General features: G+C 72.9%; 17 protein-coding genes and 2 pseudogenes. 6 read left to right on the forward strand and 13 right to left on the reverse strand.

All coding sequences use genetic code 11. From position 1 onward, the window contains the following. Positions 1-99 precede the first annotated feature (99 nt). The 3 genes from OG534_RS06780 to OG534_RS06790 form a co-directional block, all read right to left on the reverse strand. Positions 100-1,806: an AMP-binding protein gene (locus tag OG534_RS06780; protein ID WP_326587165.1), complete on the reverse strand. Its 1,707-nt coding sequence runs from the start codon at positions 1,804-1,806 to the stop codon at positions 100-102. A 45-nt stretch (positions 1,807-1,851) separates the two neighbouring features. Then, complete coding sequence (locus tag OG534_RS06785) at positions 1,852-2,457, reverse strand: O-methyltransferase (protein ID WP_326587166.1); 606 nt, start codon at positions 2,455-2,457, stop codon at positions 1,852-1,854. 92 nt (positions 2,458-2,549) lie between these two features. After that, the gene (locus OG534_RS06790) at positions 2,550-3,713 is read right to left on the reverse strand and encodes a winged helix DNA-binding domain-containing protein (RefSeq protein ID WP_326587167.1); all 1,164 of its coding nucleotides are present in this window, start codon (positions 3,711-3,713) and stop codon (positions 2,550-2,552) included. Between the two features lie 315 nt (positions 3,714-4,028). Between OG534_RS06790 and OG534_RS06795 the strand changes: the two are divergent. Beyond that, positions 4,029-4,781 (forward strand): annotated as a pseudogene (locus OG534_RS06795) (CorA family divalent cation transporter); the annotation flags it as partial. Between the two features lie 12 nt (positions 4,782-4,793). Here OG534_RS06795 and OG534_RS06800 read toward each other — a convergent pair. Beyond that, positions 4,794-6,110 carry an NAD(P)/FAD-dependent oxidoreductase gene (locus OG534_RS06800; RefSeq protein WP_326587168.1) on the reverse strand — a complete coding sequence of 439 codons (1,317 nt, stop codon included), beginning with the start codon at positions 6,108-6,110 and terminating at the stop codon, positions 4,794-4,796. A 257-nt stretch (positions 6,111-6,367) separates the two neighbouring features. Next, on the reverse strand, positions 6,368-8,797 hold the full coding sequence (locus OG534_RS06805) for a tetratricopeptide repeat protein (RefSeq protein ID WP_326587169.1): 2,430 nt from the start codon (positions 8,795-8,797) through the stop codon (positions 6,368-6,370). A 120-nt stretch (positions 8,798-8,917) separates the two neighbouring features. Between OG534_RS06805 and OG534_RS06810 the strand changes: the two genes are divergently transcribed. The 3 genes from OG534_RS06810 (at position 8,918) to OG534_RS06820 (ending at position 13,954) form a co-directional block, all read left to right on the forward strand. Further along, positions 8,918-9,127, forward strand: a complete 210-nt coding sequence (locus OG534_RS06810; RefSeq protein ID WP_442807045.1) for a hypothetical protein — start codon at positions 8,918-8,920, stop codon at positions 9,125-9,127. Positions 9,128-9,329: 202 nt separating this feature from the next. After that, on the forward strand, positions 9,330-9,851 hold the full coding sequence (locus OG534_RS06815) for a hypothetical protein (RefSeq protein ID WP_326587170.1): 522 nt from the start codon (positions 9,330-9,332) through the stop codon (positions 9,849-9,851). Continuing rightward, a complete protein-coding gene (locus tag OG534_RS06820) occupies positions 9,848-13,954 on the forward strand; it encodes a tetratricopeptide repeat protein (RefSeq protein ID WP_326587171.1) in 4,107 nt (1,368 codons plus the stop codon). Before OG534_RS06815 ends, OG534_RS06820 begins: the two co-directional genes overlap by 4 nt. A gap of 68 nt (positions 13,955-14,022) precedes the next feature. On the opposite strand, the gene OG534_RS06825 is transcribed toward OG534_RS06820, so the two are convergent. The 7 genes and pseudogenes from OG534_RS06825 to OG534_RS06855 all read right to left on the reverse strand — a co-directional run bounded on the left by OG534_RS06825 (position 14,023) and on the right by OG534_RS06855 (position 21,061). Then, complete coding sequence (locus OG534_RS06825; protein WP_326587172.1) at positions 14,023-14,514, reverse strand: hypothetical protein; 492 nt, start codon at positions 14,512-14,514, stop codon at positions 14,023-14,025. Positions 14,515-14,610: 96 nt separating this feature from the next. After that, a complete protein-coding gene (locus tag OG534_RS06830; RefSeq protein ID WP_326593507.1) occupies positions 14,611-16,086 on the reverse strand; it encodes a serine/threonine-protein kinase in 1,476 nt (491 codons plus the stop codon). Then, on the reverse strand, positions 16,083-16,829 hold the full coding sequence (locus tag OG534_RS06835; RefSeq protein WP_326587173.1) for an FHA domain-containing protein: 747 nt from the start codon (positions 16,827-16,829) through the stop codon (positions 16,083-16,085). Before OG534_RS06835 ends, OG534_RS06830 begins: the two co-directional genes overlap by 4 nt. A gap of 81 nt (positions 16,830-16,910) precedes the next feature. Continuing rightward, positions 16,911-17,774, reverse strand: coding sequence for a peptidoglycan DD-metalloendopeptidase family protein (locus OG534_RS06840; protein WP_326587174.1), 864 nt, complete (start codon positions 17,772-17,774; stop codon positions 16,911-16,913). Positions 17,775-17,867: 93 nt separating this feature from the next. Beyond that, positions 17,868-19,316, reverse strand: a pseudogene (locus OG534_RS06845) (potassium channel family protein); the annotation flags it as partial. Between the two features lie 111 nt (positions 19,317-19,427). Then, positions 19,428-20,093: a response regulator transcription factor gene (locus OG534_RS06850; RefSeq protein WP_326587175.1), complete on the reverse strand. Its 666-nt coding sequence runs from the start codon at positions 20,091-20,093 to the stop codon at positions 19,428-19,430. Continuing rightward, positions 20,090-21,061, reverse strand: a complete 972-nt coding sequence (locus OG534_RS06855) for a HAMP domain-containing sensor histidine kinase (RefSeq protein WP_326587176.1) — start codon at positions 21,059-21,061, stop codon at positions 20,090-20,092. Before OG534_RS06855 ends, OG534_RS06850 begins: the two co-directional genes overlap by 4 nt. 288 nt (positions 21,062-21,349) lie before the next feature. Between OG534_RS06855 and OG534_RS06860 the strand changes: the two genes are divergently transcribed. Beyond that, positions 21,350-21,820, forward strand: a complete 471-nt coding sequence (locus tag OG534_RS06860) for a cation:proton antiporter regulatory subunit (protein ID WP_326587177.1) — start codon at positions 21,350-21,352, stop codon at positions 21,818-21,820. A 6-nt stretch (positions 21,821-21,826) separates the two neighbouring features. Then, a complete protein-coding gene (locus tag OG534_RS06865) occupies positions 21,827-23,095 on the forward strand; it encodes a cation:proton antiporter (RefSeq protein WP_326587178.1) in 1,269 nt (422 codons plus the stop codon). Positions 23,096-23,210: 115 nt separating this feature from the next. On the opposite strand, the gene OG534_RS06870 is transcribed toward OG534_RS06865, so the two are convergent. Beyond that, the gene (locus OG534_RS06870) at positions 23,211-23,534 is read right to left on the reverse strand and encodes a hypothetical protein (protein ID WP_326587179.1); all 324 of its coding nucleotides are present in this window, start codon (positions 23,532-23,534) and stop codon (positions 23,211-23,213) included. Positions 23,535-23,565 lie beyond the last annotated feature (31 nt).

The following is a 23,565-nucleotide window of genomic DNA, read 5'->3' on the forward strand; positions in this document are numbered from 1 at the left end:
GGCGGACCCCGGCGGAACCTCGCCGGGGCCCCGGCAGTCGGCCCCGACCGGCGCTTGTACCAGCGCTCGTACCGGCGCTCGTACCGGCGCTCGTACCTCTCAGTCGAGGTCGGCCTCGTCGTACTCCCCCGTCGAGCCGGCCGCGGTGAGCTCCCGCAGCTCCACCCTGCGGATCTTGCCCGACACGGTCTTCGGGAGCTCGCCGAACTCGATGCGGCGGATCCTCTTGTACGGGGACAGCACCGCGCGGGAGTGCTCGAACAGCACCCGGGCCGTCTCCGGCCCGGGCTCCCAGCCGCCGGCGAGCGTCACGTACGCCTTCGGCACCGCCAGCCGCAGCGCGTCCGGGGCCGGTACGACGGCGGCCTCGGCGACCGCCTCGTGCTCCAGCAGCGCGCTCTCCAGCTCGAACGGGCTGATCTTGTAGTCCGAGGCCTTGAAGACGTCGTCGGAGCGCCCGACGTAGGTGAGGTACCCGTCGGCGTCGCGCGCCGCGATGTCGCCGGTGCGGTAGAGCCCGTCCGCCATCGCCTCCGCGGTGCGCTCCGGGTCGTCGCGGTAGCCGGTCGTCACTCCCGCCGGCTTGGACCGCAGGTCCACGCAGAGCTCGCCCTCGTCGGGGGACTCCTTTCCGCTGACCGGGTCCAGCAGGACGATCTCGTAGCCGGGTGCCGGGCGGCCCATGGAGCCGGGCTTGACGGGCACCCCGGGGAAGTTGCCGACCTGGAGGGTGGTCTCGGTCTGGCCGAAGCCGTCGCGGATGGTGACGCCCCAGGCCTCCCGGACCTTCTCGATGACCTCGGGGTTGAGCGGTTCGCCGGCGGCGACGGCCTCGCGCGGGGGCCGGGCCAGCTTGGTGAGGTCGGACTGGATCAGCATCCGCCACACGGTCGGCGGGGCGCAGAAGGTGGTCACGCCGTGCCGGTCCATCTCGGCCATCAGCCGCTCGGCGTCGAAGCGGGCGTAGTTGTGGACGAAGACGGTCGCGCCGGCGTTCCAGGGTGCGAAGAGGTTGGACCAGGCGTGCTTGGCCCAGCCGGGCGAGGCGATGTTGAGGTGTACGTCGCCGGGGCGCAGCCCGAGCCAGTACATGGTGGAGAGGTGCCCGATGGGGTACGAGGCGTGCGTGTGCTCGACGAGCTTGGGGCGGGCGGTGGTGCCGGAGGTGAAGTACAGCATCAGCGGGTCGGTGGCGAGGGTCTCCCCGTCGGGAGTGAAGGCGGCGTCGGCGCTCTGCATGTCCGCCAGCCGCCGCCAGCCGGCCGGGGGCCGGTCCCCGGCGGGCCCGGCGGCGATCCGGGTGTAGCCGCCGGGCACCTCGTCGAACTTGGCCGTGTCCTCGGCGCGCGCGATGACGTGGCGCACCCGGCCGCGTTCGACCCGGTCGCGCAGGTCGGCGGGGCCGAGCAGGGGGGTGGCGGGGATGACGACGGCGCGCAGTTTCATCGCGCCGAGCATCACCTCCCACAGTTCGCGCTGGTTGCCGAGCATGACCAGGATCCGGTCGCCGGGCGCGACGCCCTGCTCGCGCAGCCAGTTGGCGGCCGCGGCGGACCGCACGGACAGCTCCGCGAAGGAGAGGCTCTGGCTGGTGCCGTCCTCCTCGACGATGCGCAGGGCGTCGGCGTCGTTCCCGGCGGCGATGTGGTCGAACCAGTCCAGGGCCCAGTTGAAACGGTGGGGGCGGGGCCAGGTGAATCCGGTGTGGGCGGCCTCGTAGTCACCGCGGCGTTCCAGGAGGAAGTCCCGCGCGGCCAGGAACTGGGCGGTGGCGATGGCGCTGTCCTGCGTACTGTCGCTCGTCATGGCAGGTATCGTGCCGCGCTCGGTGTACGGACCACCAGGGCGGCGTCAGCCGGGAGTTGACCGGTCCCGTACGTGGGATGACCGTACTGCCATGAGGAGCCCGCTCGCCCAGCCCATACGGACGCAACGAAAGTCCTCCCGCCCTTCGAGGTCGGCCAACAGGCGCTCGACCGAGGCGCCGTGGCCGTCCGGCCATCCGGGCTGCGGGAAGAGGTCGTCGATCAGGTACATGCCGCACGGGGCCACGAGTTCCAGGGCGCGGTCCAGGTGTGTGAACTTGCCGGGCCACGTGTCCGCGAACACCAGGTCGAACGGTTCCCCGTCGTAGCCCTGCAGCCACTCCCCGCCGTCGGCGGCCACGAAGGTCACCCTCGGATCGGTCCCCAGGTGCTCGCGCGCGGTCTTCTGTACGGTCCCGTCGAGTTCGACCGTGACCAGCCGGGCGGCCGCGTCCATCCCGCTGAGGAGCCAGGCCGTACCCTCTCCCGCGCCCGTGCCGAGTTCGAGGATGCGGCCACCGGGGCGGGCGGCCGCGAGGAGCGCCAGCAGGCCGCCGGTGCGCTCCTCGCAGGACATGACGAAGCCCGCTTCGCGCGCCGCGGCACGCAGGGCCGGCAGGGAGGCCGGGATCCGGCTCGGTCTGTCATCCATCCGAGGATGATGCGGCCACCCACACTCCCCCGCAACTCCTTTGAGTATCCGCCCAATTGGGGTGTGCCACATCCCGACGACCTACCGTCGGATCAGGGCTTGACCACCCCGAAACGCACGACTCCTGCTCCGGCACCGGAGGCCTTCGTGGCTTTGGTGGCTTTGGTGGCCCCGGTGACCTCGGTGACCTCGCCGGTCCCACTCATGTCTGCGACCATCTGCTCCCCTTCGGCAACGATCTCGTCCTTCGCCGCCTTCGGGACCGGTCCGAACAACTCGACCGTGAGCACCCCGTCCTGCAGCTTCCACAGACCGGCGAGGAACCCGTCGACGAGCAGCGTGCAGTGGGCCTGGTTCCCCGTCCAGGTACGCCCCTTGATCTCCGGAGGGACCACGCGGGTGCGGTCGGCGTGCGAGAGCAGGAGGTTGTCGAACTCCGGGAGGAAGCGGGGCGGCGCCGGGGTGTCCGCATCGGGACGGGGCGCGTCGGGGAGGTCGAAGAGCTCCACGCCGTTCTCGTCCCGGAAGGCGGCCAGGCCCGGCCGCAGCCGCTCGAACGCCTCGCGCAGCCGGGTCAGTCCGGCCCAGGTCTGCATGTCCTTGACGGAGGCGGGCCCGAAGGCGGCGAGGTAGCGCAGCACGACGTCGTCCACGGGCCGTGCCTCCCCGGCGGGCTTCCCGAGCCAGTTCTCCACGGTGGTGAGCCGGACCTGCCCGCTGCGTCCCCACACCCCGCGGGGCGTGACCTGCACCAGCGGCAGTCGGCAGCGCGCGGCGACGGACAGCGACTGCGGGTCGGCATCGGGCCACTCTTCGAGCAGGTCCTCGCGGATCTCGCCCATGGTGCGCGGCCCGCTCTCGACGAAGGCCCGGGCCCGCTGCGCCAGCCGGTCGAGGTCCACCCCCACGAGCCCCTTCCGGAAGTAGGCGACCTCCCGGTCGCGGGCGGGCTGGACTAGCGGGCGCAGAGTCAGGGCGTCGTGCGCGGTGTGGGTGTGGATGGTGGAGCGCATCGTGACCATCCGGACCACCTCCCGGGACTCCATGAGTCCGGCGAGTTCGGCGGGCCGGAAGCCGGCGAGGCGGGCGTGGAGCTGGAAGTAGGGCGGCTTCACGTTCTGCGCCTGCAGTCCGAGGAGGTGCGCGACGGCGTCGCGCGCGGACATCTCGGCGCGACTCAGCAGCAGCTGGCGGGCGAGCGTGGCACGGTTCAGAGCGCGGGTGTCGAGTACGGGATGCATCGTCCTGGAGGCCATGACAGCAAGCTAACCTCCATTGCGGACACATTCAGTCCGCAACCCCACTCCACTCTGCTCAACTCCACCCGACTCCACGGTCGATGGAAGCCACCCCACAGGCATCCTGCCCTTTTGCCACCCGCAAACGCACGTGCTATCGGGAGCTGACCTGCGACGTCGGAGCGCCCTGCCCGCCGCCCCCCGCCCCCGCCGTCCGCCGCGAAGCGCGCGGGATGGCGCCGCCCCGCCTCCCCGGCCGCCGCACCCCCGGCGGGGCCGCTGGCCGCCCCACAGCCCGCACCTGCGGCCCCCACACCGCCGAACCACCGCAACGTGATCGACTCGGCCGTCTACCGCGACGAACGCCGGGTCGCCTCCCCCGGCACCCTGGCCGACACGTTCCGACACCTTCCGGCAACTGTGCGAAGAGCCCGAGGGGATGGCGTGGATCGGCCTGCACCGCCCCACCGAGTGGAGGTTGAACTCGGCGGCAAGGGAGTGGAGTTCGGCGAACTCGCTGTCGAAGACGCCCTGCAATCCCACCGGCGCCCCAAGCTGGAGCGCTACGGAGACACCCTCTTCGTCGCCCTGCGCGCCACGCGCCACCTCGACGCCCAGGAGGAGGTCGATTTCGGCGAACTCCACATCTACGAACTCTCCCGAGAAACGGTCGAGTTCCAACGCGCCACCCGCCCCCTGGTCGGCATGCTCCACGGCCTGAGGGCCGGCTTCACGAAGTACGGCACGAACGAGGAACTCCAGCGTTACCTCCGCGACGTGGCCGACCACGTCACGCACACCAGCGAACGCGTGGACGGCTTCCGCCAGGCCCTCACAGAGACTCTGACGGTCAACGCCACCCTGGCCTCCCCACAACAGAACGCCGAAATGCGCGCCCTCGCCTAAGCCGGCTTCGAACAGAACGAGGAGATCAAGAAGATCTCCTCGTGGGCCGCCACCCTCTTCGCCCCCACCCTGGTCGGCACGATCTACGGCATGAACTTCGAAAACATGCCCGAACTCAAATGGGCAGGCGGCTACCCCTTCGCAATCCTGCTGATGGCAGTCGTCTGCGTCAGCCTGTGGGAAGGGAGTCGGTCACGGCCTCGTGGGGGACAGGTGTGCGGGTGGGGTGGCCGACCTGTGGTGCTTGATGTTGACGAGCGCAGCCTTGGCCAGGGCCGCGGGGTTCAGGAAGTGCAGGGGGCCGATCAGGCGGGATGCGAACCGGTGCATGTGCCGTGCCACCGACGCGTCGCGCGCCGCCGCCGAGAACATCAGGCGCTCCATGGGGTTGAACGGGCGGGCCCTGGCAAAGTCGGCGGCCAGGTACTGGTGTCCTCGCAGCCGGCGGCGGTGTCTGCGGGCGTACAGCATGAGCGACTTGTCGAGGTTTCCGCGACCGGCCGCGGCCGGGGCGACCGCCTCGGCCAGCCAGTGCGCGGACTCCAGAGCCCACCCGCATCCCACGCCCCACAGGGGGTCGCCGGTCAGGGCGGCGTCGCCGATGAGCGCGAGGCCCGGTGCGGTCGGCTGGCGGCTGTGCAGCGGGTAGTTGACCAAGCCGATGATCTTCGTGATGCGCTCGGCGGAGTCGATGGGCGGTGCCTCGGGCAGGGCGCGGACGAATGCGGAGAAGCTGCCCTCCAGGTCTTCCCGGAAGGCCGGCAGCCGCTTCTTGTCCGGGAGCACCGCGATGACCGTTACCCCGTCGTCGTTGGGAAACGCGTACGCCATGTCCGGCTCGAGGAACCAGGTTTGACCGATCCCGCCGTGCAGCGGAAGGTTGCGGTAGTGCGCGAGATAGCCGAAGCGCGCGTTCTCGTACTGCCGGGCGGGCACCCCGGCGTAATTCGCCACGGCCGAGTCCTTGCCGTCGGCGCCAACCACCAGGCGGGCCCGGATCTCGCGCTCGCCCCGGGGTGTCGACGCGCGCACCCCCACGGTTCGCCCGCCTTCCCGGACCAGCCCGGACACCTGATGGCCGAGGAGCAGGTCGACACCAGGGGTGTGCGCCGCGTGGGACCTGATCAACGGGTCGAGGATGCTGCGCCGGATGTTGTACGCGTACGGCAGCTCGGGTCCCCCTGGCGCGGCCCTCGGCTCGATCCATCCCCAACGGGTGTACCAGCGGGCCTCGTTGCGGACGGCTCCCGCCTTCTCCAGGGCGGGGACGAGGCCGAGTTGGTCGAGCACCGGGTAGGCGTTGGCAGTGAGGGAGTGGGTGCACAGCACTTTGTACGCTTCGGGGTCCGAGCGGCGTTCCAGCAGTGCGACGCGGACACCGCGTCGAGCGAGCAGGATCGCCGCGGCACTGCCCGCGAGGCCGGATCCGCCTATGACGACGTCGTAGTTGTTGGTGTTGTTGGTGTTGTAGTTGTCGTCGTGTTGTTCCGTGTTCTCGGGCTTGGTCATCGCTGATCGCTCCCTTTGGGGTGTGGTGCCTTTCGTGGGAGTGGCGCAGTGCGCGCAGCAGCAGTGCCGTGCGCGGTGTCATTCTTTTATTTCTGTCAGGCGCATGACTAATTCTAGGGAACCGGAGGGCGGGTGATGCGTGATCAGGCCGCGGTGTCACGGCGTCCTCGGCCCCCAGCGCCACGGCTGTGAGGGGGTGCCGTCCGGGTCCAGCCCGTACGGCCAGCGGTCCTTCAGCTCCGTGCCGCCGAGCACCCTCATCGAGGGGTGGAGCAGGGCGACGGTCTGGCCGCTGTCGGCCAGCCTCCGGTAGAGGGCTTCGGCGCCGTCGAGGTCGCCGGCGTCCTCCCGCAACCTGGCCAGGCGGACCAGGGTGCCGGGGTTGATGGCGTCGGCCGCCTGCTCGTAGAGGTTTCGGCGCCGTCGGAGTCCCCGGCCTCTTCCCGCAGCCGTGCCAGGCGGAAGAGGGCGTAGGTGTCACCGGCGTCGACCAGCTGCCGGTAGAGCGTTTCGGCTCCTTCGAGGTCGCCGGCGCTCGCCCGCAGCCCGGCGAGTCGCACCAGTGCGGAGGTGTGGCCGGCCTCGGCAGCCTGCAGGTACAGGGCTTCGGCGCCGTCGGGGTCCCCTGCCCGCTCCCGGAGCCATGCTCGGCGGAAGAATGCGTAGGTGTCGCCCGCATCGGCCAACCGCTGGTAGAGGGCCTCGGCGCCGTCGAGGTCGCCGGCCTCTTCCCGCAGACCGGCCACGCGGACCAGGGCGTGGGTGTCCCCCGTGTCGGCCAGCTCCTGGTAGAGGGCTTCGACGCCGTCGAGGTCGCCCGCTTCTTCCCGCAGCCGTGCCATCCGTGGCAGCGCGAAGGGGTCCCCTGCGTCGGCCAGTTGCCGGTAGAGGGTCTCGGCGCCGTCGAGGTCGCCGGCGCTCCCCCGCAGCCCGGCGAGGCGGAGCAGTGCGTAGGCGTGGCCGTCGGCCGCGAGCTGCCGGTAGAGGGCCTCGGCCCCGTCCCGGTCCCCCGTGTCCTCCCGCAGTTCTGCCAGGCGCAGCAGTGCGGAGGTGTGCCCGGCGCCGGCGCTCTTGCTGCGGAGGTGGTGCTCCCACTGGAGGCGGTTCCGGATGAAGGCGGCGTCGGCGAGGTTGTTGAGGTCGTCCGCGTGGGTGAGGTGGGTGTGAGCCGCGTGCCAGAACGAAGCAGGGGGGCACAGGGCGCGGCGGGCGGTGTGGCCGTGCTGTTCGAGGTAGTCGGCCAGCCGGAACACCGTCCCTGCCGACACCGGCGTCGGGGACGGGGACGGGGACGGAGACGGGGACGGAGACGGGGACGGGGACAGGCTGCTCGGAGGCTCGCGCCTCGGGCGGGCGGCGGCTCGGTGCAGCGGAGCCTTCTTGCCGTGGACGGGGCGGGCCAGCTCGGCGAAGGCGGCCTCCGCCCAGTCGTCGCCGAGATCCCCGTAGTCGCCGTCACTCAGGTAGTCGGTCGCGGCGTCGATCAGGAATGCCTGCGGCAGGTGCAGCCCCGCGCCAAGGCGGCGGGCGTCCATCGCGGCCTCCGTGACGGCCCTGGCGGCCGGCGTGCCGTGTTCGTAGCGGCGCAGGAGTTCGGGGGCACCGGCCAGGTCCTGTGTCACCTGCCCGTGGATGCCTGCCCGGGTGAGGGTGTCGGCCAGCAGCTGATCGCCGTCCTTGGCCAGTACGGCTGCGGCCCGCAGCGCTTGCGCGTCGAAGCTGTCGGGGACGGTGAGGGTGCGTCCGGCCAGGAGCTCGCGGACCCGGCTGTGCTGATCCGGCCGGCCGGGTGTGGGCAGGGCGGTGTACTGGCGCTCGTACTCGGGCCACATGGTCCCCAGGACCAGGACGGGTGCCCGGCCGGGGTGGGCCAGCAGGGCGTGCACGGCGGCCGCGATGCGCTCGCCGGCCAGGGAGTCGCCGAAGTAGTGCTGTGCCTCGTTCAGCCACACGACGGTGCGCGGGCGGACGCGTTGGAGGTCCTCCAGTGCGGCGTCGGCGCGGGTCGGATCGAAGGGGTGCCACAGCCGCCACCCTTCGTTCGCGAGGGGCTGGACCGCTTCCCAGCACGCTCTGGTCTTTCCGGTCGAGGAGGTTCCGACCAGCACGACCATGCGGCTGTGCCCCTGCACCGCGCTTCGTACCGCCCGGGCGAGTACGTCGTCGTGGCGCCGGCGTACGTAGCCGGGCAGCGGAGGCGTGCCGGCGTCCGCGCCGTGACCTGCAGGTGCGAGTCCGGCCGGGTGGACCTCGAGGTCGTGGGGGTTCCAATCGGTGATCGGCTGGCCCGGTACCGGCTCGGCACCGGTCGCGGCCTCACCCTGGGGGGTCGTCTGCCGGGCCGCCTGCGGGGCCGGCTGAGTGTCGCAGGCGGGCGCCGCGGCCGCGCGTCGCCGGAGTTCCAGCAACTCGTCCTCCGCCAGACCCAGCGCACGAGCCAGCGTCGCCACCGTGGTCGCCGACGGAGGAGTCGCACCTCCCTGGAACGCCAGCTGCACGGTGGTGCGGCTCAGCCCCGTACGCGTCGCGAGCTGGGTCTTGGTCAGCCGCTTGCCGGCCAGCGCATCGGCCAGGTGGTCCCTCAGTTCGGCAAGCGCCGCATCGGCGCCCGCTCCGGCAGCACGCTCCGCATCGGCTGCCGCCCCGTCGGTACCCGCCCGCTCGGCCCCGGTCGATTCCTCGTGCACGCGTCCGTCCCCCAGGCCGTGTGTCTGCCGTTGTTCATCTTCGTTCGGGCCGCACCATGGCGCACAGCGATTCCGCGACGTTCGGCACGTCAACACCCCATCCCCACAAGGGAGCTTGCCGTGTCCGGTATCACCGTGGTCCTGCTGGTCGCCGCACTGGTGATCATCTTCGCACTGCTGGCCGCCGCGGCCGCGGGCAAACTCGCCCGCCTGGATGGCGCCACCTACCCCGGCGCACTCACCCGCGCAGCCGCCGCCTTCGCCGCTGTCCTCACCCTCGCGGCCGCGCTGACCGGCGCCGTCGCCGGCGCACTCACCCTGCTTCGTTGAGGGCGAGGTACGGACCGGGGCCGGGGCAGCGCCGCTCCTCCTCCCGTGTGCACTGGGGCACGCGGGGGTAGGGGTGGCACTGCCCCTGCCGGAACGGCTGCCGCAGAGGGGTTCTCCCCTCGGGAGGAGCCCGCCGCATGACGCCAGGGGCGGGCGGCCGTCGCAGGCCGAACGATCCCCGTCCTCGTGCAAGGAGTCGCACATGGTGGATGAAGCAACAGCGCTGGCCATGGCCGGAGCCACGACCGTGGTGGCGGCGATGGCCACCACGGCCTGGGACAGTACGCGTGACGCCGTCGTCCGGATGTTCCGCAGCAGGGAAACCGCCGAGCAGCACACCGTCCAAGGCCAACTGACCGCCCACGACCACCTCGTCCGGCAGACCGAGGACACCGAACAGGTCCGCCAGATCCTGCTCCCGGTGTGGGGACAGCAGTTGGAGACGTTCCTGAGCCGGCACCCCGACGCCGCCGGCGACCTCTCTGCCCTCATCGCCCGGACCCGGAACGAGCTGCCCCGAGCCGAGCAGGCCTGGGTCGTGCAGAACATCACCGCCTCCGCCCCACGGTCCACTGCCTTCGGCACCATCCACGGGAACGTCATTCAGCACAACCACTACGGCAGCCCGACGGAAGCCACCTCCGCTGAGACCGCCCCCGAGGGCGAGAGCGAGGACGAGGCCGAGGGCGATGACGGTGCCCGAACGCCGGAGGGCAGCGCGTGAGCGAGGCAGACGGCCCCCGGCCGCAGTTCGTACAGAACGTCGTCGCCGTCAACGGCTTCGCGTACGGAGCGATAGGGGCTGACATCCACGTACACGGCGGCAGTGGCCTTCCGCTGTACCTGCTGGGCAACTGGCAGATGGCGCCCGGCACCGATCCGGAATGGCTCCAGGAACTCCCCAGCCGGATGCTCAACGCCCGCCGCGCCGTGGTGCCCTTCACCGGACGGCAGGACGAACTCGCGCGGCTGCGCCAGTGGCGCGAGAGCGACAAGCGGCTGAGTGCCCGCTGGCTGTACGCACCGGGCGGCCAGGGCAAGACCCGGCTGGCCGCACAGCTCGCCGCGGAGTCCGCGGCGGCCGGCTGGAAGGTCATCGCCGCCTTCCACGGCCCCGACGCCGACCCGATCGCACCGGGAAGCCAGGACTTGAGCCCGACCGGGTACACCGGAGTGCTGGTGATCGTCGACTACGCCGACCGGTGGCTGACGACGAACCTGACGTGGCTGCTGAAGAACGCGCTGCTGCACACCGGTCAGGCCACCCGGGTGTTGCTGCTGGGACGCACACTCAACGAACTCCCCCCGCTCCGCGCCCTTCTGGACACCTACCAGGCCGAGGTCTCCAGTCAGTCCCTCGCCGCTCTGCCGGTCGAGGGGGATGCGCGGGGCGCGATGTTCGCCACCGCCCGTGACAGCTTCGCCTCCGTCTACCAGCTGTCCGATGCCACCGGGATCCGGTCCTCCATACCCTTGGCCGACGCGGAGTTCGGTCTGACCCTGGCCGTGCACATGGCCGCACTGGTCGCCGTCGACGCGCACGCCACCCGTACGGATCCGCCGGCGGACAGAGCCGGCCTGACCCTGTACCTCCTGGACCGCGAGCAGCTGCACTGGGCACGGCTCTACGGCGACGGCGCCCACGCCACACCCGACGGAAACGGCTACGGCACCCCGCCCGCAGCGATGAACCAGACCGTGTTCACCGCGATCCTCACCGGCACGCTCCCGCGCCCTGCGGGCAGGGAAGTCCTGGATCGGCTGCGCCTTCCCGATCCTCCAGGACTGCTGAGGGACCACACCTCCTGCTACCCGCCGGCCGAGTCCACCGGCCAGGTCCTGGAGCCCCTCTACCCGGACCGTCTCGCCGAAGACTTCCTCGCCCTGACCATCCCGGGCCACGCGGCCCCCTACCCGGCCCAGCCCTGGGCCGTTCCCACCGCCTCCGCGCTGATCCGCCGGGACGGGCCGCAGCGCACCCCCGCGCCCTGGACACCCCGCGCGATCACCTTCCTGGTGTCGGCCGCACAGCACTGGGAGCATCTCGGCCCGCAGTACCTGAACCCCCTCCTGCTGGACGACCCCCAGTTGGCGATCGACGCCGGAAGCAGCGCCCTGGCGATCCTCGCCCGGCTCCCGGACGTGATCCCGGTGCTCGAAGCCGTCGAGACACGCTTCCCGCAGGACAGGCACACCGACCTCGACCTCGGCATCGCCCGCGTGGTCGACCAGCTCGCCCGGCACCGCCTCGCCGGCACTGAGGATCCGCTGGTGCGCGCGAGGATCCGCGACGGCCTGGCGCCTCGCCTGGCGTACGCCGGACTACGCCATGAGGCCGTCACCGCGGCCCAGGACGCCGTACGGGACTGGCGCCTGCTCGACCACGGGCTCGACCACGGACCCGGCCACGGGCTCGATCACGGGCTCGATCACGGGCTCGATCACGGCAACAGCGGCGCCCACGAGCCGGACCTCGCCGCCGCGCTGTCCAACCTGGGCATGCTCCTGTCGGATGCGGGGCGCCGCGAGGAGGCTCTGCAGCCGACCGAGGAGGCGGTGCAGATCCGCCGTCGGCTGGCCGCCGCGGATCCCGCGGCGCACGAGCCCCTCCTCGCGCTGTCGCTGTCCAACCTCGGCATCATGTTGTCCGGCCTGGGGCGCCGGGAGGAGGCGCTGCGCCCGACCGAGGAGGCGGTGGAGATCCGCCGTCGGCTGGCCGCCGCGAGTCCCGTGGCCGGTGAGCCCGGCCTGGCCGCCTCGCTGGCCAACCTCGGGGCCCGTCTGTCGGAAGTGGGGCGCCGGGCGGAGGCACAGTCCCGTAGCGAGGAGGCGGTGGAGATCCACCGGCGGCTCGCCGCCACCACGCCCGCCACCCACACGCCCGACCTCGCGAAATCGCTCTCCAACCTCGGGGTCCACCTGGCGGATGCGGGACGCCGGGAAGAGGCACTGCAGCCGGCCGAGGAGGCCGTCGACATCTACCGGCGGCTCGCCGCCGGCAACCCCGCCGCCCATGAACCCCAGCTCGCGGCCTCGCTGTCCAACCTCGGGACCCACCTGTCGGAAGCAGGGCGGAGGGAAGAAGCGCCGCACCCCGCGGCAGAGGCCGTCGAGATCTACCGGCGGCTCGCCGTCACCGACCCCGCCGCCTACGAGCCCGAACTCGCCACCATGCTGTCCAGCCTCGGGTCCTGTCTGTCGGAGGTGGGGCGGCGGGACGAGGCCCTGTCCGCGGAGGTGGAGGCGGTGGCCATCCGGCGCCGGCTCGTGGCCGCCCACCCCGCCGCCCACGAACCCGGCCTCGCCACCACCCTGTCCAACCTCGGCACCCACCTGTCGGGGGTGGGGCGCCGGGAGGAAGCGCTGCGCCCGGCCGAAGAAGCCGTCGACATCTGCCGACGGCTCGCCGCCGGCAACCCCGCCGCCCACGAGCCCCACCTCGCCACCACGCTGTCCAGCCTCGGGTCCCGCCTGTCGCAAGCGGGTCGCCGGGAAGAAGCCCTGGCCGCGGAGGTGGAGGCACTGGCCATCCGGCGCCGGCTCGCGGCCACCCACCCCGCCGCCCACGAACCCGGCCTCGCGATGTCACTGTCCAGCCTCGCAGCCCGCCTGGCGGAAGCAGGACGCCGGGAGGAGGCGCTGGTCGCGGTCGTGGAGTCGGCGGAAGTCCGGCGCCGGCTCGCGGCCGCCCACCCGGCCGCCCACGAACCCGGCCTGGCGACGTCGCTGTCCAACCTCGCAGCCCGCCTGGCGGAGGCAGGGCGCCGGGAAGAAGCACTGACCGCGGAGGTGGAGGCGGTGGCCATCCGGCGCCGGCTCGTGGCCGCCAACCCCGCCGCCCACGAACCCGACCTCGCCGCCTCGCTGTCCAGCCTCGGCCTCCACCTGTCGGAAGCCGGGCTCCGGGAAGAGGCGCTGCCCGTGGCCGACGAAGCCGTCGTCCTCCACCGCCGGCTGGCCGCGGCGCGTCCCGCCGCCCACGAGCCCGGCCTCGCGAGGGCGCTGTCCAATCTGGGGAGCCGCCTCTCGCTGGTGGGACGCCAGGAGGACGCCCTGGCGGCTGAAGGGGAGGCGGTGGACATCAGGCGCCGGCTCGCGGCCGCCAACCCCGCCGCCCACGAACCCGACCTCGCCACCTCGCTGTCGAACGTCGGGATCTACCTGGCGCAGGTGAAGCGGGAGGAGGAGGCGCTGACCGTCGAGTTGGAGGCGGTGGCGATCAGGCGCCGGCTGGCCGCCGCCAACCCCGCCGCCCACGAGCCCGACCTCGCGAAGTCGCTCTCCAACCTGGGGATCCGCCTGTTGGGAGTGGGGCGCCAGGATGAAGCCCTGGGCCCCGAGGCGGAAGCGGTGGAGGTCAGGCGCCGGCTCGCGGCCGCCGATCCGGCCGCCTTCGAGCCCGACCTCGCCACGTCGCTGTCCAACCTCGGGATCCACCTGTCGGCTGCACGACGCACGGGGGAAGCCTTGGTCGCGGCCGACGGGGCGGTGGACATCCGGCGTCGGCTGGCCGCCGGCAACCCTGCCGCCCATGAGCCCGGTCTCGCGAAGTCCCTTCTGGTGTCGGCCATGGTTCGGGTCATGGGGCAGTACGACTCTCCTGGTGCGCTGGGGGCCGCGGTGGACGCGGCGCGGCTGTACACGAGGCTGGCGGCCACGTCACCGGCAGCCTTCACCGATGATCTTCGGGCAGCGTTGAACCTGCAGGTCATGCTCTTGGACGACCTGGGGCGTTCCGGAGAGGCCGACGAGATCAGGCGCCGCCTCGCAGGCGGGTGGGACGGCCGTGGTGAGCCGGAAGTGCCTTGGGGACCCGGGTCCGGATGAGGGGAAGGGGAAACGGAAAGAGCCCGGCCCCGGTCGGGAGTGACCGGGGCCGGGCCTGTGGGGGGAGATCAGCAGTTGCGGACGGACCAGATCGGCGACCAGTCCTGGCCGAGCTGGCCGCCGCCGGGCTGGATGGACTTCACGACGCCGCCGCTCTGGTTGTAGAAGTACGAGGTCGGGTTGCCGGTCTGGTTGTTCCAGTAGGCCCCGTTGCCGTTCCAGTTGGAGACCGAGTACCGGTTGCAGTTGTAGAGGTAGAAGACCTTCCAGTCCGACCTGGTCGGGTCCCAGACGAGGGTGCAGAGGTTCCCGCTGCTGCAGGTGTAGCTGCCGCCGGGGGCCACGTGGGAGGTGGTGACGGCGGGCGAGATGCCCGGGGACGCGGCGGCCGCGAGGGACGCCGGGCGGGCCTCTGCCGGGGCGGCCGGCGCGACCAGGACGCGGGCACCCGCACCCTGGTCGGCGGGCGTGGCGGCCTGGGCGGACCCGGTGGTGTAGGCCGCCGTGAGCAGCATCGCGGTGGCGCCGAACATGCCGAGAATGGAACGCTTGACGTGCATCGTGAACCCCTTGTCAGAGCGGTGTGACGTGCCTCAAGGCTCACGGAGCGGCGGGCCCGGCAGTACCTCGCAGGTGCGAGGTACACCGGGGCGCGGTCAGCAGTTCGGGACCCAGGAGTGGGAGCGCGGGTTGTCGGTGCCGGCGAGGTTGGTCCTGGTGCGCACCTTCACACAGCCCAGCAGCTCCCGTTTGTCGGTCTGCGCGTAGTAGAGGACGTCGACCTGGGTCGCCCCCTCGGCGAGGTCGAACCCGTTGTTGAAGACCGAGCGGGGCGTGCTGCGGGCCGTCCACGGACAGGGGTTCAGGCCGTCGTTCCAGTCGGCGTCGCCGTCGACCCAGGAGCACATCTCGCCCTGGCCGTCCTCCTTCGCGAAGAAGCAGACCGCCCCGCGCCGGCACCGGTCGTACCCCTTCGCCTCGTCGTCGCCCCCGAGGCCGAACAGGCCGGAGCCCCACGCGGCCCCCAGGCCCGCGAGCGCCGCCGCGCCGGCCGCGATCAGTACGCGCCGCCGCCGTCGCGGGCCGGCGCCGCCCGGCTCCGGGCCGCGGGGCTGCGGGCTACGCGGCTCCGGGCTGCCCTGCTCCGGCGCGCGCGACACCGGGCTGCGCGGCTCCGGGCCGCCGCGCGCTACCGGCGGTGCGCAGCCCCGGCCGGGCCCGTCGGCGGCGGCCGCCGCGGCCGCCTCCACCCGGTGCAGCAGGGACGCCGCGGTGTGCCCGGCCCGGTCCTCGTGCCGTCGGGCCAGGCAGTCGCGGACGATGTCCCGCCAGGGCTCCGGCAGTTCCGGTGACAGGCGCAGTTCCTCCTCGCCCCTGGCGTAGCGCAGCGCAGCGTCCCGTCGGGCCGCGGTCGTGCCGCCGGGCAGCGGCAGCGAGCCGGTCAGGACGACGTGGGCCAGCACCCCGAAGGCCCAGATGTCGGCCGTCGGGCGGATCTTCATGCCGCGTTCGCCGACCTCCGACCAGAGCAGGTCGGGCGGGGTGTAGTCGGGCGTCGCGAAAGCCGGCGAGTACGCGTGGGTGCCCTCCAGCTCCGCCGCCATGTTGAAGTCGCCGAGACGCGCCGTGCCGTCGGGCATCAGCAGGACGTTGCCGGGCTTGAGGTCGCCGTGCACCCAGCCCGCCCGGTGCAGTTGGTCGAGCCCTTCGCAGACCTGGGCGAGGAGGGCGGGCCCCGCGGCGGGCACTCCGTCGGCCAGCAGGGCGTCCAGGGACCCCTTGGCCTCCTCCAGGACGAGCACGGTGGCGCCGTCGAGTTCGGGGTGGCCGGGGTCGTCGACGGTGAGCACCTCGTACATCCGGATCAGCCGGGGTGTGCACACGCGGCGCAGCACCTCGGTCTCGCGGGCGGCGAGTTCGCTCAGGTGGCGCAGCTGGCGCGGGGTGCGGGTGCCGGTCGGGAGGACCTTGAGCGCGGCCCGGCCGGGCAGGCCGGGCTCGGGGGCGGCGCGCAGGGCCGCGTACACGCTGCCGAAGGCGCCGGCCCCCAGCAGGTGGCCGACGACCCAGGGGCCGATCCGGTAACCCGGCGGAACGGTGAGGGCCCCTAAGTGCCCGGCTCGCCCGGTCAGCGGGCGGTACCGGTCGGGGCGGCCGGAAGGACCGCCAGGTCGTGCTCGCGGACGAGGTCGAAGCGCAGGGCGAGGGAGACCAGGGTCTCCTTCTTGCCGACGAGCCGCGGTCCCGGATCCGCCGTGTCGGGGCCGGGCTTGAGGCGGAGCTTGACCGCGAGGTAGTCGATGTTCCACTGCACGGCCGCGCGGTTGGCCGCCGGCCACACCGGCTTCAGCCGTTCGACGACCTGCTCGACGGTGGGCAGCGAGGCGTGCGGTTCGCCGCGCAGCCGCGGCTCGCAGAGCGCGGTGAGGACCAGGAAGTACCGGCTGGAGCGGTCGAGCGGGAAGGCGAGCGCGGTCGGCTCCCCGTCGGGCTCGCCGGGTGCGTCGCGGTCGGCGTAGTCGTGGCGCGGTGCCCAGACGTCCAGGGTGAGCAGTTCGGAGCCCGCCGGCAGGACGATCCGGGAGAACTCGAAGGGGACGGGTGCGCCCAGCCGGCCGGGCGCGATCTTGATGTGTTCGCCGGCGCCCTCGGGGTTCTCGACCACGTAGGTCGACGAACCGCTGAGGTTGCTGAGCGACCAGTACGTGCCGGTGGCCGCGATCTCCCCCGCGGAGCGCGAGACGCCGGCGTGCGGGACGTGCAGGCTGCCGTCGCCTGCTTCTTCACGGCCGAACCGGAGGGTCTGCCCCGGTGCTAATCGGATGTGTGCGGCCGGGGCCATGGTGGGCCCCGGAACCACGAGGATGCTGTACACGCTGCTTCCTTCCCCCAAGGTGGCGAGGGAAGGTTAGCCAGCGGAATAAATCGTTCCGGCAACGATGGCGGATGCGTGTACTCAGCACTCACCGCGCCACTGGAAACGGTCGATGGTCCGGCCGCCGGCGGGCAGGTTTCCGCGCCCCTCGTCCCAGCCGAAGTGCAGGCAGGCGCTGCCGCCCTCCTTGAAGTACACCTGCACGTGGTCGTAACCCGGCTGCTGCGTACCGTTGTTGAAGAAGGAGCGGCGCAGGCCGCAGGTGCTGTTCGGCTCGTCGGCGGCGGAACGGCAGACGGTGCCCGTGCCGTCGGCGCACGAGTAGAAGCAGACGGATCCGGACGGGCAGTCCTGCCATGCGGCGGGCGTGCCGGAGCAGTTGCGGCTGGTGACGCTCGGCCAGTCCCTCGCGGGGCCCGTGTACTCGACGCCGTCGAAGTGGACCGGCACGCGGTGGCTCTCGTCGGTGAAGTCGCCCGAGGCCAGGTAGCGCTGCTCGTAGTGCAGGTGGGACCAGTCCGAGGCGCCCGAGGTCCCGATCCTGCCGATCCGGGTGGAGGGCTGGACCGCGTCGCCCTTCTTGACGTAGGCCGCCGGGTCGTCCTTCAGGTGGTAGTACGCCGAGAACCAGCCGTTGCCGTGGCTGATCTGGATGGTGTTGCCCGATCCGTTGTTCCAGTAGGCGGCGGACACCACTCCGGCGGCGGACGCCAGGACGGGCAGGCCGTCGGAGCCGGTGTTGCCCTCCACCACGATGTCCAACGCGGGGTTGTGGCCCCAGGTGTGCATCTCCCAGGTCGTGCCGCACGGGAACGGCAGCTGGAACTGCGGCTTCGCCGCGGCCGCCGCCCCCTGGGCCACGGCGGAGCCGGGCGCACCCGCCAGCACCAGTCCCGCCACGCACGTCAGCACCACCACCCGCAGCCTGCGCAGGTACCGCAGCATGTTGTCCCCTTCCGGCCCACGTGGACGACGCCCGGAGCCGGGCGTCGTCGAGCGACATCGTCGGGGGCGGGGAACGGTCACACCACCTCGCAGCTACGAGGGTCCCGCGCGCCCGGGGGGCCGGGGAGGTACCGCCCGGCCGCTGCCGAGCAGTTCGGCCAGGCCCTGCCGGGTGGCGGCGACGATCACCCGGTCCGCCGGTCCGAGGACGTGCCCGGGGTGGAGGTCGAAGAGGAGGCCGCTGACGTGGCCGCGGCCGTCGAGCCGGGTCGTGCTCAGGTCGGGGCGCCGGTCGGCCGGATCGGTGGTGTCCAGCGCGAGGATCCTCCAGTGGCCCGGCCGGAACGTGTCGGCGATCGTGCGGCCTTCGAGGTGGGGCAGTCCGGCCACGTCGACGGCCGCGAAGAGCAGGACGCGGCGCTCCACGGGTACGGCGCCCAGGATCTGGCGCCCCATCATGGCGCTGGCGAAGGCGGGCGCGGCCAGCGAGGTGACGCTGCGGCTGCGCGTCAGGGCCTGGGGGTGCGCGGCGCGCAGGGTGCGGTGGACGGCGGTGGCGAAGTCGTCGTCGTAGAGCCGCAGCGCGACGTGCAGGTCGGGGGTGATGGTGCGGGCGCAGAGGATGGCTTCGAGGTTGGTGCTGTCGGAGCTGGTGAGGGCGAGGAGGGCGTGGGCCCGGTCGGTGCGGGCGGCTTCGAGGACGCCCTCCTGGGTGACGTCGCCGAGCACGACGGGGACGCGCAGGCTCCGGGCCAGGGCGATGCCCCGGGCCTCGGGATCCTCTTCGACGCAGACGACGGGGATGCCGAGTTCGCGCAGGCGGGCCAGGACGCGGGTGCCGACCTTGCCGAGGCCGAGCAGGACGACGTGGTCGGCGGTGCCGCGCGGTGGCCGGCGCAGGGCGGAGGCGGAGCGGAAGGACCCGAAGGCCTCCAGGACGGCGGCGACCAGGACCGGCAGGAGGAGCAGTCCGACCACGCCGGTGAAGAGCTGGAGCAGCTGGCGTTCGGTGGGGTCGCCGATGGCGGGGTCGTTGAGGGAGAAGAGGTCCAGGAGGGTGATGTAGGCGGCGTGGACGGGGTGGTCGCCGGTGGTGATCCAGGAGGTGACGGCGATGGCGATGACCGCGGCCGTGAAGCCGGCCAGGGCCCACCGGACCCGGCGCGAGAACAGCTCCATCACCGGCAGGCCGGCGGCGGCGAGCCGGCCGGGCGCCGCGGACGGGGCGGTGTGCGAGACCGCTTCGAGCACGACCGCGCCCCGCTGCGCGGACCGCGCGATCTCCATGGCGGCCGGGAGCAGCTGGGGCCCGGCGGGGCCGCTGCGGTCCGAGCCCTCGGCGCCCGCGGGGTCGTCGGTGGTGGAGGACAGCAGGGCCAGGGTGCACAGGCCGGGTCCGGTGGCCTCGCGGCGCTGCTGCGGGGTGCGTTCGGTCACCCGTAACAGCAGGCCGTCGGCCTGGAGGACCTTGCCCGTTCCGGCGACGACGGTGGCCGCGAGGGCGGGGGCGGCCGTGTCGGCGTCGGAGAGGACCACGGTGGCGCCGCGCACGGAAGGCGCGCGAGCGGATGGCGTGCGAGCGGATGGCGTGCGGCGACCGGCGGCGGCCAGCGCGTCACCCCGGCGCGCCACCCCCGCGCGCCGAGGCGACTACTACGGCTCGATCAGGCCCACCCGGATCGCGTACCGGGTCAGCTCCAGGCGGTCGCGCATCCCCAGCTTCTGCAGGAGGTTGGCCCGGTGGCGCTCCACGGTCTTGGCGCTGATGACGAGGAGGTCGCCGATCTCCTTGGAGGAGTGCCCTTCGGCGACGAGTTTGAGGATCTCCTCCTCGCGTTCGGTGATCGCCCGGGCGGGCAGCGGATCGCCTTGGCGGGCCCGGTCGAGGTAGTTGCGGATGAGGGTGGTCTCGGCTCCGGGGTAGATGAAGGGCTCGTCCCTGATGGCCGCGCGGCACGCCTCGACGAGGTCGCGGTCGGCGACGGACTTGGGAACGTAGCCTGCGGCCCCGGCCTTGAGCGCCTCGAAGAAGTACTGCTCGTTGTCGTACATGGTCAGGATGAGGATGCGCAGGTCCGGCCGCAGCCGGGACAGTTCCCGCGCGGCCTGCAGCCCGGTCATGCGGGGCATCGCGACGTCGAGGACGGCGAGGTCCACGTCCTCGGTACGGGCCAGGGCGACGGCCTCGGCGCCGTCCCCGGCCTCGGCGACCACCGTCAGGTCCGGTTCGGCGTCGAGGATGAGCCTGACCCCGCGCCGGACGAGGGCGTGGTCGTCGGCGAGCAGGACGCGGGTCGGCGGCCGGTCCGGTGTGGTCATCGGTTTCCTCTCCCGGCGCCGCCTGCGGTGGCGCTGACGGGGACGTCCAGCCGTACGTCGGTACCGCCGTGCGGGCCGCCCGCGAGGGCGAGGCCGGCACCGATCAGCAGGGCCCGTTCCCGCATGCCCTGGATCCCGGCGCCCTCGGCCGCGGTCCGGATGCCCTTGCCGTTGTCCCGTACCAGGAGCCGGAACGCCCCGCCCGGCCGGTGGGACAGGTGCACCTCGACCTCGCTCGCGCCCGCGTGCCGGGCGGCGTTGGTCAGGGCTTCCTGGGCGACCCGGTAGACGACGAGTTCGGCCGCATCGTCCAGCGGGGGCAGTCCGGGGCCGATGAAGTGCCGTACGGCCAGCGATCCGCTGCTGAACTCGGCGGTCAGCGCGCGCAGGGCGCTGTGCAGTCCGAGATCCTCCAGGACGCCCGGGCGCAGCCGGCGGGCGATGCGGCGGATCTCGTCCAGGCTGGTGCGGGTCGTCTCCTGCACCTGGTGGAGGTCCTCGCGCAGGGCTGCAGGGGCGCGGTCGGCGGCGTGCTTGAGCTGGAGCAGGACCGCGGTGAGGGTCTGGCCGACCTCGTCGTGGAGTTCCTGGGCGATGCGCCGGCGTTCGGCCTCCTGCGCGGAGAGGGCCCGGGCGCTGCTGCCCGCCCGTTCGGCCTCCAGCCGGCCGAGCATGGCGTTGAAGGAGGCGGTCAGCTCGGCCACTTCGCCGGGGCCTTCGACGAGGGCCCGGCTGCCCGGGCGCAGCAGGTCGACGGCGGCCATGGCGCGGGTCAGCCGGCCGAGCGGGGCCAGGCCGATGCGGAGCAGGGCGGCGTTGGCGACGAGCATGGCCGCCAGCCCGGCGAGCAGCACGACGGCCTCGCCGAAGAGGACCGGGGTGGAGACGGTGACCGGGCCGAACAGCAGCAGGACGGCCGTGACGAGCACGGCCGCGTTGAGCAGGAAGATCCGCCAGTACAGCGACATGGCCGTCTCTCCCCTCGTCCGCGTATCCGAAGCCCGGCGGGCGTCCACCTCCACTATCCCCGCCGACCGGCCTCCACACCTGCGGTGACCTGCGACGGGATCCGTGTCCCCGCCCCAGCCTGTCGTCCTTCGGCGGCCTTGTCCATCCGTGCCGACACCCATATCCCGGCCCTGCGGCGAGGTGGCACGATGTGCGCGCGCGGCACCGGGAGCCTGCCTCCCGCCCTGCCCGCGCCGCACCACAGCCGAACGCGAAGCAAGGGGGACAGAGCTGTGCCTGCTCCACGGATGAGCACCACGCCACTGCCCGGCATCGGGGTCCAGTACGACCTCACCACCCGCGAACACCGCCACCTGTCGGTGATCGCCCACCGGGACGGAACCCGCACGGTGAACGTCTACCGGGCGGACGATCCCGACGCGTGCGCACAGTCCCTGCACCTGACCGGTGCGGAGACCGCCTCTCTGATCGACGCCCTGATGCCCGCCCACCACAGCCCCAACGTGCTGCACACCACCGACCTCGGGCTGGTCGCCGAGCGCATCGAGCTGTCCGCGCACTCGCACTGGAACGGCCGCCTGCTGGGCGAGACCCGGATGCGGACCGAGACGGGCGCCTCGATCGTGGCGGTCCTGCGCCGGGCGGAGGCCCGCCCCTCCCCCGCGCCCGATTTCCGCCTCGCCGGCGGCGACACGCTCATCGTGATCGGCACCCGCGAGGGCGTCGACGCGGCCGCCTCGATACTCGGACGGGAGTGAGCGCCGGTGCACTCCGCTGTCTTCCTGATCGAGTTCGGCGCGATCATCCTGGGCCTGGGCCTGCTGGGCAGACTCGCCGGCCGGTTCCACTTCTCCCCGATACCCCTCTACCTGCTGGCCGGTCTCGCCTTCGGCACGGGCGGGCTGCTGCCCATGGGGGCGAGCGAGGAGTTCGTCGCGATCGGCGCCGAGATCGGCGTCATCCTGCTGCTGTTGATGCTGGGGCTGGAGTACACGGCCAGTGACCTGGTCTCCAACCTCAAGACCCAGTACCCGGCCGGGCTGGTCGACTTCACCCTCAACGCCGTGCCCGGCGCGGTCGCCGCGCTGCTGATGGGCTGGGGGCCGGTGGCCGCCGTGGTCCTGGCCGGCGTCACGTGGATCTCCTCCTCCGGCGTGATCGCCAAGGTCATGGGGGACCTCGGGCGGCTCGGCAACCGCGAGACCCCCGTCATCCTCAGCATCCTCGTCCTCGAAGACCTGGCGATGGCCGTCTACCTGCCCATCGTCACGGCGCTCCTGGCCGGGGTCGGTCTCGCGGCGGGCAGCCTGACCCTGGCGATCGCCCTCGGTGTCGCGGGCGCCGTGCTGTTCGTCGCCGTCCGCTACGGGCGGGTGATCTCCCGGTTCGTCTCCAGTGACGACCCGGAGAAGCTGCTCCTGGTCGTCCTGGGCCTGACCCTGCTGGTCGCGGGCATCGCCCAGCAGCTGCAGGTCTCCGCCGCGGTCGGCGCGTTCCTGGTCGGCATCGCCCTGTCCGGCGAGGTGGCCGAGGGCACGCACACCCTGCTCAGCCCGCTGCGCGACCTGTTCGCCGCGGTGTTCTTCGTCTTCTTCGGCCTGCACACCGATCCGGCCAGCATTCCGCCGGTCCTGCTGCCCGCGCTCGCGCTCGCCCTGGTCACCACGTGCACGAAGATCGCCACCGGGTACTGGGCCGCGAAGCGGGCCGGGGTCGGGATCAAGGGCCGCTGGCGCGCCGGCGGCACGCTCGTCGCGCGCGGCGAGTTCTCCATCGTCATCGCCGGACTCGCCGTCACGGCGGGCATCGAGCCCGCGCTGGGCCCGCTGGCCACGGCGTACGTGCTGATCCTCGTGGTGGTCGGGCCGCTCACCGCCCGCTACACCGAGCCCCTGGCCGCCTGGGTCAGGGCGCGGCGTACGCTCCGCCCGCCTCTGCTCGCGGCCGTGCCCTCGCCCGCGAAGTCCCCGGAATCGGCCGCCGGAAGGGCCTTGGATCCGGCCCCCGACCAGGACCCGGCCGGCCGGACCTGAGCGAAGGCGCCGGAGCGACCACACCCGAGCGAAGCCCCGCCGAGCGCAGGCTCCCGGGCGGCGGTCACCGGCCGGGGCCGCGGGGTACCCTGCCGCTGCCCGCCGCCCCGGCCGGCTACCCCGGCTTCGCCCCACGGGTCCGGCGCCGTCGCTGCGGGGTGCCGAAGAGGTTCACCGCCAGTGCGGCGACGACCAGTCCGGCCGCCATCAGGAGCCCGTTGGGCAGGGTGGCCCCGGCCACCGCGGCGCCGACGCCCAGGCCCATGGCCAGCCAGGCGCGCGTGCGGTGGTACCACCGGGGCCGCGGGCGCCGGCCTCCGCCCGGGCCACCGGCACCGGCACCGACGCCGGCACCGGCGCCGGCACCGGCACCGCGCGGATCGTCGTGCCGGAGCCCGGCTCCGGGGTCGGCGGTCTTGTCGTCGCCGGAGTCCGGCATGACCTGCTCCTTTCCTCGGCTTCGTCGGTTT

The organism is Streptomyces sp. NBC_01294, assembly GCF_035917235.1.
GTDB lineage: Bacteria > Actinomycetota > Actinomycetes > Streptomycetales > Streptomycetaceae > Streptomyces > Streptomyces caledonius.